Below are 9,307 nucleotides of genomic sequence, written 5' to 3'. Positions count from 1 at the left end.
GTTCATGATATGTTCCATGAAAGAGGTGCCGCCCGATTTCGATGTCCAGGCCTATGGCCGCGGCTGCGCGCTGCAGCAGTGCGAGATGCTCACGCGCCTCGCCGAGATCGGCATGCAGCTGGCCGAGGCGGCCGGCGCCCGCGCCCTCGCCGCCGCCCAGGCCCCGGAGCCCGAGGCTTCGGCTGAGGCCCAGCCCTCGGCCGCGCCGGCCGAGGCCCCGGAGGCTCGGCCCCAGGCTGCGGCCCCGGCCGGAGACCCCGGCCTCGCCTTCGCCCGCTACGCCCATCTGGTGCGCCAGACCCTGGCCCAGCGCGCCCGCGCCGTGAAGGACCTCTGCGCCCGCGACGGCGGCCGCGAGGACCGCCGCGCCCGCCACCGCGACCAGGTCGAGGACGCCATCGACCGTCTGGTCTGGTCCGATCTCGGGGACCGCGGCCGCGCCGCCGCCCTCGACCTGCAGGTCGCCGAGGCGATCGCCCAGCTCTACGGCGACCAGGAGGATCCGGTCGAGGACCGCCCGGTGGGCTCGGTCGTGGCCGGGCTCGTCTGCGGCCTCGGCCTGGCCGGGGACTGGCGCCGCCGGACGCCGCGCTGCGGCAGAGGCCCGTCTCCGGGCCGGCCGGACGGCAGCCCGGAGGAGATCCGGGCCGAGCGCGCCCGCCGCCGGGCCGCGGTCACCGCCGTGATCGAACAGGCCATCGACGACCTCGCCCCTCCCGACCGGGCCGCCGACCTCAAGGCCGGGCTGGCGATCCGGATGCAGGAGCCCGATGTCGAGACGCTGCTCGACACCGTGAGCATCGGCCGGGCCGTGATCCGCCTGTGCCGCTCCCTCGCCTTCGACATCTGGAACGATGTCGACACCTATCTCGACCGCCTCGCCCCCGACACCGGGTGAGCGGCCGCGGCGCCGGCCGGCGTCACCGCAGCCGGACCAGCCCGGCCTCGGTCGGCTCGAAGCCGCAGGCGTCGAGGTAGAAGCCGCGCAGATGCGGGTCGAAATCGACATGCAGCCACTCGCAGCCGGCCGCGCGCGCCTGCGCGACGGCTTCCCGCACCAGCCGCGTCGCGTGGCCCTGGCGCCGCAGCGACGCCGTCACCGCGGTGTCGAGCAGGAAGGCGTGCACGCCCCCGTCCCAGGCGACGTTGACGAAGCCGACCAGCCGGCCGGCCTGGCGCAGGCACGCCCAGCCCAGGCTGAAGCGGTTGACCTGGCCCCACCAGTCGTCGTCCAGCACCGGGTGCCCAAAGCACTCGGCATGCAGGGCGTTCAGCTCCTCGTTGCCGAAGGCGCCGCGCCATTCGACGGTCGGTTCGGTCACGGTCATTCCGCGGTCTACCGGTCCTTCCGGCCGCGCGGCACGATGAACAGCTTGTTGTCCAGCTGCACCCCCGGCTGGATGCCGGTCAGGTCCACCTGGGTGACCGTGCCCTGGGCGTCGACCGCCACCCAGCTCTGCAGGATCATCGGGTTGAGGCTGAAGTTCAGGGTCAGGCTGCCGTCCTCCGGCTTGTCGGTCTGCACCAGCTGGACGCTCAACAGGTTGTTGCCGCGGCCGACCTTGGTGACGGTGACGTCGCCCGACAGTCGGACATTCGCCCGGGTGATGAAGTCGGCGATGGTCGAGCCCAGCGGCACGTCCTTCCGCTGGTGCAGCTCGGCGTCGTAATAGGTCAGCCAGGTGCCGTCGGCGACATACATGAAGTCGATCGGCGGGTCGTACTCCAGCCGCATCTTGCCCGGCCGCTTCAGGTAGAAGCGGCCGCGATACAGGTCGGTGTTGTTGGTGGTCTGGACGAAGTCCGCCTGCACCGTGGTCAGGCTGCCCAGATACTGCTCCACCCGCTGCAGGTCGGCCCGGTCCTGGGCGGTCAGCGCGGCCGGCTGGACCGCGGCCGCGGCGGGCCCGGCGGCGATGAACAGCGCGGCCAGGGCCGCGGCGATGAAACGGAAGATGGTCATGTCGGTCCGGATACACGGGGTCTGTGTTCCAAGTAGGGCACGGGACCCCGGATATCCAGGGCGGCGTCTTGCCGCTCAGTCCTTCAGCACGTCGCTGGCCTCCGCCTGGGCGGCCAGCGTCGCGGCGTCGTCCGGCAGCAGCCAGCCGGCGGCGACCTGCTGCGCCGCGGCCGCCTTCACCCGCGCCACGAAGCCGGCATGGTCGCGGTAGCGCTCCTGCAGCGACGGGCGCGGGTCGCGCGCGGCGATCCGCTCCGCTTTCGTCCGGGCGAAGGGGATGAAGCCGCCGAGGAAGGAGCAGCCGCTACCCGCGCCGTAGCCCTGGGCCAGCACGTTCCAGCCGGTATAGGTGCCGAGCGGCACCAGCGCCTGCACCGAGGGCACGCCGGCCACCTCGTTGCCGTCGGCGTCGACGCGCACCACCCGCGATGGCAGCGTCTGCCGGATCCGCGGCGGCAGGAAATCGGGTACCCCGCTGAGGTCCGGATAATCGAAGCCGCGGCCGACATCGTAATCGAGGAAGATGTTGATCTTGCCGTCCGGCCGCGGCGCGCCCGGGATGGCGGGCCAGCCCATCGCCCGCGCCGTCGGCTCGACCAGGTCGCCGGCGGCCAGGGTCGGATAGCGGCTGGCCGGCGGCTCCTTGCCCGACCGGACCCAGTCGATCAGCGCCTGCTGCAGCGCCCGCAGGGTCATGGACGACGGGTTCGGGTTGCCGGGCAAGACGCAGGCCGGAGAGCCGGGGGTGAAGGGATCGCCCGTGGTCGAGAAGCCGCCGGTGCGCGACCCGCCATGGGTCACGCCGGGGAAGTAGTAGCGCCGCACATTCGCCGGCAGCGGCAGGTCGAAGCGCGTATCCGTGCCGACCAGGTTCGGCGACATGCGCAGGCCCCACAGCTCCGCCGCGCCGAAGGTCTCGACGATCTTCGGGCAGGTGCCCGTCGCCTCGCACCGGTCCAGCAGGCTGGTGGTGCCGCGCCGGCGGGCCCGGTCCTCGTAGCGCGCCCACCACAGCGTGCCCTCGCTGCCCAGCTCGTACAGCGTGGCGGCGCCGCCGGGCACGCCGAAGCGGATGTTCATCGGCAGCTGCCGCGCGGCGATGTTGGGATTCATGCCGTCGAAGACGATCCGGCCCTGCTCGTCGGCGTTGAAGCCGAGATTGAGGAAGCTCTTCAGGAAGTTGCCGGATTGCGAGGTGCCGGACGCCACCGTCCACCGAACCAGCCCCGCCACCGGGTTGGGCGCACCGGCCGAATCCGCCGTGGCGTGGCGCAGGAAGGCGGTCAGGTCGCGGGTGGCGGCGAAGCCGATGCCCAGCACCTTCGGGTCCTTGCCGGTATAGGCGAGGCCATAGGCGAAGCGCGGGTCGAAGCCGCCGCGCAGGCAGATCCAGCCCGGGTCGGGCGTGCCGGGGAAGGGGCTGTCGCTGCAGTTGCCGAAGGCCCAGTCCCGCGGCGGGATCGGGATCGCTGGCCGGTCGTCGGCCGATTGCTGGAACAGCCGCGCCCGGCGGGTGTCCAGCGTCGCCGGCACTGGTCCGGGGCGGGTGCGGGCGAAGCCGACCAGGATCGGCAGGCTCCTCGTGCCGGCCTTCATGTTGGTGAAGCGGGCAAAGGCCGGCCCGGTCAGCCCGGCCGCTGTCGGCACCTCCGCCGTCTGCAGCCCGTCGGTGGCCGGGATGTCGCCCTGCCAGCCGCTGACGACGCGGACATGCCCGTCCGGATCGGCGGCGACGTCGCCATTGCCGCGGTTCGGCACGTCGTAGACCAGCACGCCGCTGGCCTGCTTCGGGTCGGCCGGCAGGGCGATGGCGAAGGTGGCGGAATACTCCACCCTGCCGCGGGCGTTGCGCGGCGCCTGCTGGATGTCGGTGATGATGGCGTTGGCCGGATCGGCCGGGTCCAGCTCGCCGCGGAACCGGCCGCGCAGGATCTCATAGGCCGGGGCGCCGGGCTTGGCCGGCGCCGCGGAGTCCTGCCGCTCCACGGTGAAGCTGACGAGCCGGGCCTGCGCCGCGTCGGCCAGGCCGAGGGCCAGGACCGACAGCGCCGCGGCGCGGATGATGCAACCCCTCATGGCGTCTTCCCCCCGTTGTGATGGTCGTTCAGCCGTCCCCAGGCAACTCCAAGTCCGGCAGCTCCAGGTCGAGCAGGGCGGAGGCCAGCGTCTTGCCGTGGCTGTCCAGCGCCAGCGAGGTGGTGACGCCGCTGCCCAGCACGCCGCGGCCGACGAAATGCAGCGCCGAGAGGCCGGGCAGCTCGAAGCGGGTGAAGCGGCCGGTCGTGGCGCCACAGAGATGCGCCTCCACCCGCTCCGCCGTCACCGCGCGGCGCAGGCGTTCGTAGTCGGCCGGGTCGCGGGCGATCACGCTCAGCGTGGTGGTGTCGCCCTTGTCGCCGGCGCGGGCATGGGCGAGCGTCCCCAGGCGGACCATCATGCCTCCAGGATCTCGACCGCCGGGCTGACGGCCCGCCGGTCGATCAGGGTCGAGACGATGCCGATCACCGGGCGCAGGCCGCTGCGCACCCCGCCCCCCGCCGCCGGGCCGTTGGTGTAGAGGCTCTCGACCTCATGCGCGGCATCCGCGGCGGCCTCGGCGGTGGCGGCGCGGGCGCAGAGGCGCAGCCGGACCTCGGACGGCGATCCGCCCCGCAGCCGCCCCGGCAGCAGCGAATCGACCCCGACCAGGTCCAGCCGCAGGTCGGTGATGTCGCCGCGGCGCTCCAGGCGGGTGCGGACGATCTCGGCCGCGCGCCGGCCGCGCTCGACCGCGCCGCTGCCGCCGTAGGAGATGCCGGCCTCCGCCTCCCACCCCGCCTCATAGGCGACGCTGACCTTCAGTGACTCCGGCCGCGGTCGCCCGCGCGCCCCGGCGACAGCGACGCGGTCGGCGCCCTGCTCCGCCACCGACACGCCGGTGACGTCCAGCACCACGTCCGGCGTGACATAGGCGCCGGGGTCGGTGACCTCGTACAGCAGTTGCTCGGTCACCGTGGCGCGGCTGACCCGCCCGCCGGTGCCGGGCAGCTTGGTGATGGTGATCGCGCCGCCCGCGGTCACCTCGGCGATCGGGAAGCCCAGATCGGCCAGGCCGGGCACGTCGCTGCCGTCGGCATCGACGAAATAGCCGCCGGTGACCTGGCCCGCGCATTCCATCAGATGGCCGGCCAGGGTGGCGGTGGCGATGCGGCTTGCGTCGTCCAGCGCCCAGCCCAGGCGCCAGGCCAGCGGCGCCACGAACAGCGACGGGTCCGCGACCCGGCCGGTGATCACCAGCTGCGCCCCGGCCTCCAGCGCCGGCAGCATCGCATCGGCGCCGAGATAGGCGTTGGCGGCGATCAGCGGGCCGTGATCGGCCAGCGGCCGCCCGTCCTCGAGGGCGGGGGCGGCCGGGTCGATGCGGTCCAGCACGTCGTCGCCGGTCACCACCCCGATCCGCATCTTGACGCCCAGCTCCCGGCACAGCGCGGCGGCGCGGCGGCCGGCGCCCTCGGGGTCGGCCGCGCCCATATTGGTCAGCACCCGGATGCCCTGGGCGGCGACGCCGGGCAGCACCGGCCGCAGCCGGCGCTCCAGCAGCGGGTCGAAGCCGGCCTGGGGATCGGCGCGGCGGCGGCGATGGGCCAGGGCGATGGTGCGCTCGGCCAGGCATTCGAACACCAGCGCGTCGAGATTGCCGCGCGCCACCAGCTCCGCCGCCGGCTCCAGCCGGTCGCCGGCGAAACCGGCGCCGGCCCCGATCCGCATCGTCCGATCCGGCATTCAGATGGCTCCCGTGGCCCAGGCGACGGCCGTCATGACGAGGGTCGAGGCGAAGGCCCATTTGAAGATGAAGCGCTGATGGGCGCCGAGCTGCACCCCGGTCAGCCCGACCAGAATGAAGGTCGAGGCGGTCAGCGGGCTCAAGGGAAAGCCGGTGGTCATCTGGCCCAGGATCGCGGCCCGGCCGATTGCCAGCGGGTCCTGGCCCAGCGCCCCGGCGGTGCCGGCGAAGACCGGCAGGATGCCGTAGTAATAGGCGTCCGGCGTGAAGACGAGGCTCAGCGGCATGCCCGTCACCGCCACGATCTGCGACAGGTACGGCGCCAGCGCCGGCGGCACCACCGCCACCAGTGCCTCGGCCATCGCCCCGATCATCTTGGTGCCGCCCAGGATGCCGGTGAAGATGCCGGCGGCGAAGATCATCGCGGTGACGGTGACGACGCTGTCGGCGTGCTTCACCAGCCGCTCGCGCTGCTGCTCCCAGCGTGGATAGTTGACCACCAGCGCGACGGCGAAGGCGCCGATGAACAGCACCGGCAACGGCGCCAGCCCGGCCAGCAGCGCCACGATCAGGGCGACGGTCAGGGCGCCGTTGAACCAGGCCAGATGCGGCCGGCGCGCCGCCCGCTCGGCCTCGGTCGGCTCGACCAGCGCCACCGCGTCGACGCCGTCGGCCACGCCCAGGCGCTTGCGCTCGCCGCGGCCGATCAGCCAGGCGGCGACGAAGACCCAGGCCAAGCCGGCGATCATGGCGGGGATCACCGGGTTGAACAGGGCCGAGGCGTCGGTCTTCAGCACCGCCATCGCCCGCGCCGTCGGCCCGCCCCAGGGCAAGAGGTTCATGGCGCCGGCGGCGAGGCAGATGATGCCGGGCAGCACCAGCGGGTTGAGGCCCAGCCGGCGATGCACCGGCAGCAGCGCCGTGACCGTGATCAGGAAGGTGGTGGCGCCGTCGCCGTCCAGCGCGACCAGCATGGTCAGCAGCGCCGTGATCAGGCACAGCCGCACCGGGTCGCCCCGCACCAGGGACAGCAGGAACTTGATCGGCCGGTCGAAGATGCCGGTGTCGATCATCAGCCCGAAATACAGCACCGCGAACATGATCATGATGCCGACCGGCGCCACCTTGACCACACCGTCCAGCATCATCTTGCCGAGATCGGCGCCGAAGCCGCCGAGGAGGCCGCCGGCCAGCGGCACCAGGACCAGCGCGACCAGCACCGAGACGCGGCCGCTGATGATCAGGGCCAGGAACACCGCGATGGTCAGGAAACCCAAAGCCGCCAGCATCCGCCGTCCTCCCGTTGCGGCGGTCGTTCTGCCGTCGGCGACCGCTCCGGCCTCAGCACGCCATGGCGGGCGGTGGATCTGGAAGTGAATTTGTGTCATCGATTGATGCATGAAGCGCATCAACCTGTCGCTGTTCGAGATCGAGGTGTTCCTGCAGGTCGACCGGCTGCGCAGCTTTCGTGCGGCGGCCGAGGCGCTGGGCATGTCGCAGCCCGCGGTCAGCCGGGCGGTGGCGCGGGCCGAGACGCGGCTGGGCGTGCGCCTGTTCGACCGCAACACCCGGACGGTCGAGCCGACGCCGCAGGGCCGGGAATTCGCCGCCATCGCCGGCCGGCTGATCGGCGACCTGCGCAGCTCGCTGGACGATCTCGGCGACTATTTCCGTTCGGCCCGCGGCCGCGTCGCCGTCGCCGGGCTGCCCTCGGTGACGGCCGGGCTGCTGCCGCCGGTGATCGACCGGTTCCGCCGCAGCCATCCCGGCGTCTCGGTCGGCGTCATCGATACCTTGCTCGACGGCGTGGTCGGCGCGGTGCTGAGCGGCGAGGCCGATCTCGGCATCGCCGGCCGTCCGGCGGCCGACGGCAAGGTGGATTTCACCCGGATCATGTCCGACCGCTTCGTCGCCATCCTGCGCCAGGACCACCCGCTGGCGCGGTCCTCCGCCGTGACCTGGGCCGATCTGGCGGGTTTTCCCTTCGTCGCCATGTCGCGGATCACCAGCGTCCGGCCGCTGACCGATCGCGGCTTCGCCCAGGCCGGGGCGACGGTCGAGCCGGAGTTCGAGGTGTCGCATCTCGCCACCGCCGGCGCGCTGGTGGCGGCCGGCCTCGGGGTGACGGCGCTGCCGGTGCTCACCCTGCCGGTGCTGGCCCATCCGGCGCTGACGACGCGCCTGCTGCAGGGGCCGGAGGTGACCCGCGACATCGGCGTCCTGACCCGGGCGGGCCGGACGCTGTCGCCCGCGGCCGCCGCCTTCCGCGACGCGGTCATCGCTTCCGGCAGCGACCGCCCGACCCAGGCATGAAAAAGGCCCGGCCGTTGGTTCGGCCGGGCCTGGGTGTCCATCGCAGAGGCTGCGAGGGACTCTGCCGAATTATTCGGTCGGCGGCAGCTGATCCGTCGGGGCGGTCTGGTCCATGGAGGGGGCCTGCTCCAGCGTCGGAGCCTGGTCCATCGTCCCGGGCTGCATGGGCTGGGCGGGCATGCCCTGGCCGGGCAGAATCTGCTGCGAGGGTGCCGGCGAGGCGCCCGCGCTCAGCTGCTGCTGGTTCAGCTGCCGGGTCTGCTCCTGCTCCGCCTGGTTCTGCGCGCTCCTGCTGCCACGGCGGCGGGGGGCCTGGGTCTGCTCCTCGGCGCCCGAGGACTGGATGCGCTTGCGGTGCTGCTGATGCTGGGGGTTCTGGGCCGGCTCCGCCGGCATGTTCGCCGCGGGAGCCTCGACCGACGGCGTCGTCGTCTCGGGCATCGCCGGCTCGGTCCCGGTCTGGGCCAGGGCGGGCGCGGCGGCAAGTGCCGACACGGCGAAGGCGGTAAAGACAAAACTCCTGCGCATGAAGGTCTCCATCGAGGGATGCCTGAAGATCGGGATACGGCAGCAACGGCCGCGGACACGTGATCCGATCGCCTCCCTAACGACGGGCGCGCGATACCGATCCGAAGAAAATGCCTTCATGAACGATATTTCATGTTCGCCGGATGTCGTCTGGTCGTCCGGCGACGAGTCCTGTGGCGGATGAAAAAAGAGGCCCGGCCGCCTGTGCAGCCGGGCCTCGCGGACCGCGGACCTCGCCTCGGAAGGGGGGTGGGGGCGAGGGTCTGTTGCGGCCCGAAACGGTTACTGCGCCTTGTTCAGCTGCTCCTCGTTCAGCTTGCGGGTCTGGTCCTGTTCGCTGCCGGCGCTGCGATGCGTCACCGCCTTGTGATGGGCCCGGGCGGTGTGGTGGGTCTTCATCTTGTGCGGCGCGGTGACGGCGGCCGGTGCCGTCCCGGCGGGCTGGGCGGGGGTCTGCGCCATCGCCAGGGCGGGGGCGATGGCCAGGGCCGGCACGGCAAGGGCGGCGAACAGAAGGCTCCTGCGCATGACGATCTCCATCGAGGGGACAACGAAGATCGGAGGAGAGGCGGGCGGGAGGCCACGTCTTGGCTCCGACAGACGCACCCTACGTCGCCGCAGCTAACGCCCTTGTGGGCGGGAGATGAAATCGGCGTAACGATCGGGACGCGGCGAGGCGGCAGGACGGGGCAGCCCCCTGCATAAGTTAGCGATCCGATCCTCCCGCTGTCATTGCCGGG

At 72.6% G+C, this 9,307-nt stretch carries 10 protein-coding genes; 2 read left to right on the top strand and 8 right to left on the bottom strand.

Annotated elements, in window-relative coordinates; genetic code table 11:
- The first annotated feature begins 16 nt into the window (after positions 1–16).
- Positions 17–898 (top strand): hypothetical protein, encoded by an 882-nt coding sequence (locus G537_RS0135425; RefSeq protein ID WP_026874058.1) that lies wholly within the window; start codon positions 17–19, stop codon positions 896–898.
- Between the two features lie 22 nt (positions 899–920).
- Here G537_RS0135425 and G537_RS0135420 read toward each other — a convergent pair whose 3' ends face one another.
- The 6 genes from G537_RS0135420 to G537_RS0135395 all read right to left on the bottom strand — a co-directional run bounded on the left by G537_RS0135420 (position 921) and on the right by G537_RS0135395 (position 7,015).
- Positions 921–1,322, bottom strand: coding sequence for a GNAT family N-acetyltransferase (locus G537_RS0135420; protein ID WP_211230623.1), 402 nt, complete (start codon positions 1,320–1,322; stop codon positions 921–923).
- A 14-nt stretch (positions 1,323–1,336) separates the two neighbouring features.
- Positions 1,337–1,963, bottom strand: a complete 627-nt coding sequence (locus G537_RS0135415) for a LolA family protein (protein WP_026874056.1) — start codon at positions 1,961–1,963, stop codon at positions 1,337–1,339.
- A gap of 75 nt (positions 1,964–2,038) precedes the next feature.
- Complete coding sequence (locus tag G537_RS0135410; RefSeq protein ID WP_026874055.1) at positions 2,039–4,039, bottom strand: alpha/beta hydrolase domain-containing protein; 2,001 nt, start codon at positions 4,037–4,039, stop codon at positions 2,039–2,041.
- Positions 4,040–4,067: 28 nt separating this feature from the next.
- Complete coding sequence (locus G537_RS0135405) at positions 4,068–4,400, bottom strand: AtuA-related protein (RefSeq protein WP_026874054.1); 333 nt, start codon at positions 4,398–4,400, stop codon at positions 4,068–4,070.
- Complete coding sequence (locus G537_RS0135400) at positions 4,397–5,725, bottom strand: acyclic terpene utilization AtuA family protein (protein ID WP_026874053.1); 1,329 nt, start codon at positions 5,723–5,725, stop codon at positions 4,397–4,399. The genes G537_RS0135405 and G537_RS0135400 overlap by 4 nt, the downstream gene beginning before the upstream one ends.
- Positions 5,726–7,015, bottom strand: a complete 1,290-nt coding sequence (locus G537_RS0135395; RefSeq protein WP_026874052.1) for a CitMHS family transporter — start codon at positions 7,013–7,015, stop codon at positions 5,726–5,728.
- 109 nt (positions 7,016–7,124) lie between these two features.
- On the opposite strand from G537_RS0135395, the gene G537_RS0135390 reads away from it, so the two are divergent.
- Positions 7,125–8,039, top strand: coding sequence for a LysR family transcriptional regulator (locus tag G537_RS0135390; RefSeq protein WP_034854116.1), 915 nt, complete (start codon positions 7,125–7,127; stop codon positions 8,037–8,039).
- A gap of 69 nt (positions 8,040–8,108) precedes the next feature.
- Here G537_RS0135390 and G537_RS0135385 read toward each other — a convergent pair whose 3' ends face one another.
- Together G537_RS0135385 and G537_RS0135380 are read right to left on the bottom strand one after the other, a co-directional pair.
- Positions 8,109–8,567 carry a hypothetical protein gene (locus G537_RS0135385; RefSeq protein WP_155888932.1) on the bottom strand — a complete coding sequence of 153 codons (459 nt, stop codon included), beginning with the start codon at positions 8,565–8,567 and terminating at the stop codon, positions 8,109–8,111.
- Positions 8,568–8,849: 282 nt separating this feature from the next.
- Entirely contained in the window at positions 8,850–9,095 is a 246-nt protein-coding gene (locus tag G537_RS0135380; protein ID WP_155888931.1) for a hypothetical protein, read from the bottom strand.
- Positions 9,096–9,307: the final 212 nt, after the last annotated feature.

It is taken from the genome of Inquilinus limosus DSM 16000, from assembly GCF_000423185.1.
Taxonomy (GTDB): domain Bacteria; phylum Pseudomonadota; class Alphaproteobacteria; order DSM-16000; family Inquilinaceae; genus Inquilinus; species Inquilinus limosus.
The sequence above is the reverse complement of the archived record's forward strand: the minus strand, read 5'-3'. Positions and strand labels throughout refer to the sequence as shown.

Coding starts and splice junctions, on each gene's coding strand:
- G537_RS0135425 (WP_026874058.1), top strand. CDS start 17: ATGAAAGAGGTGCCGCCCGATTTCGATGTCCAGGCCTATGGCCGCGGC.
- G537_RS0135415 (WP_026874056.1), bottom strand. CDS start 1,963: ATGACCATCTTCCGTTTCATCGCCGCGGCCCTGGCCGCGCTGTTCATC.
- G537_RS0135410 (WP_026874055.1), bottom strand. CDS start 4,039: ATGAGGGGTTGCATCATCCGCGCCGCGGCGCTGTCGGTCCTGGCCCTC.
- G537_RS0135405 (WP_026874054.1), bottom strand. CDS start 4,400: ATGATGGTCCGCCTGGGGACGCTCGCCCATGCCCGCGCCGGCGACAAG.
- G537_RS0135400 (WP_026874053.1), bottom strand. CDS start 5,725: ATGCCGGATCGGACGATGCGGATCGGGGCCGGCGCCGGTTTCGCCGGC.
- G537_RS0135395 (WP_026874052.1), bottom strand. CDS start 7,015: ATGCTGGCGGCTTTGGGTTTCCTGACCATCGCGGTGTTCCTGGCCCTG.
- G537_RS0135390 (WP_034854116.1), top strand. CDS start 7,125: ATGAAGCGCATCAACCTGTCGCTGTTCGAGATCGAGGTGTTCCTGCAG.
- G537_RS0135385 (WP_155888932.1), bottom strand. CDS start 8,567: ATGCGCAGGAGTTTTGTCTTTACCGCCTTCGCCGTGTCGGCACTTGCC.
- G537_RS0135380 (WP_155888931.1), bottom strand. CDS start 9,095: ATGCGCAGGAGCCTTCTGTTCGCCGCCCTTGCCGTGCCGGCCCTGGCC.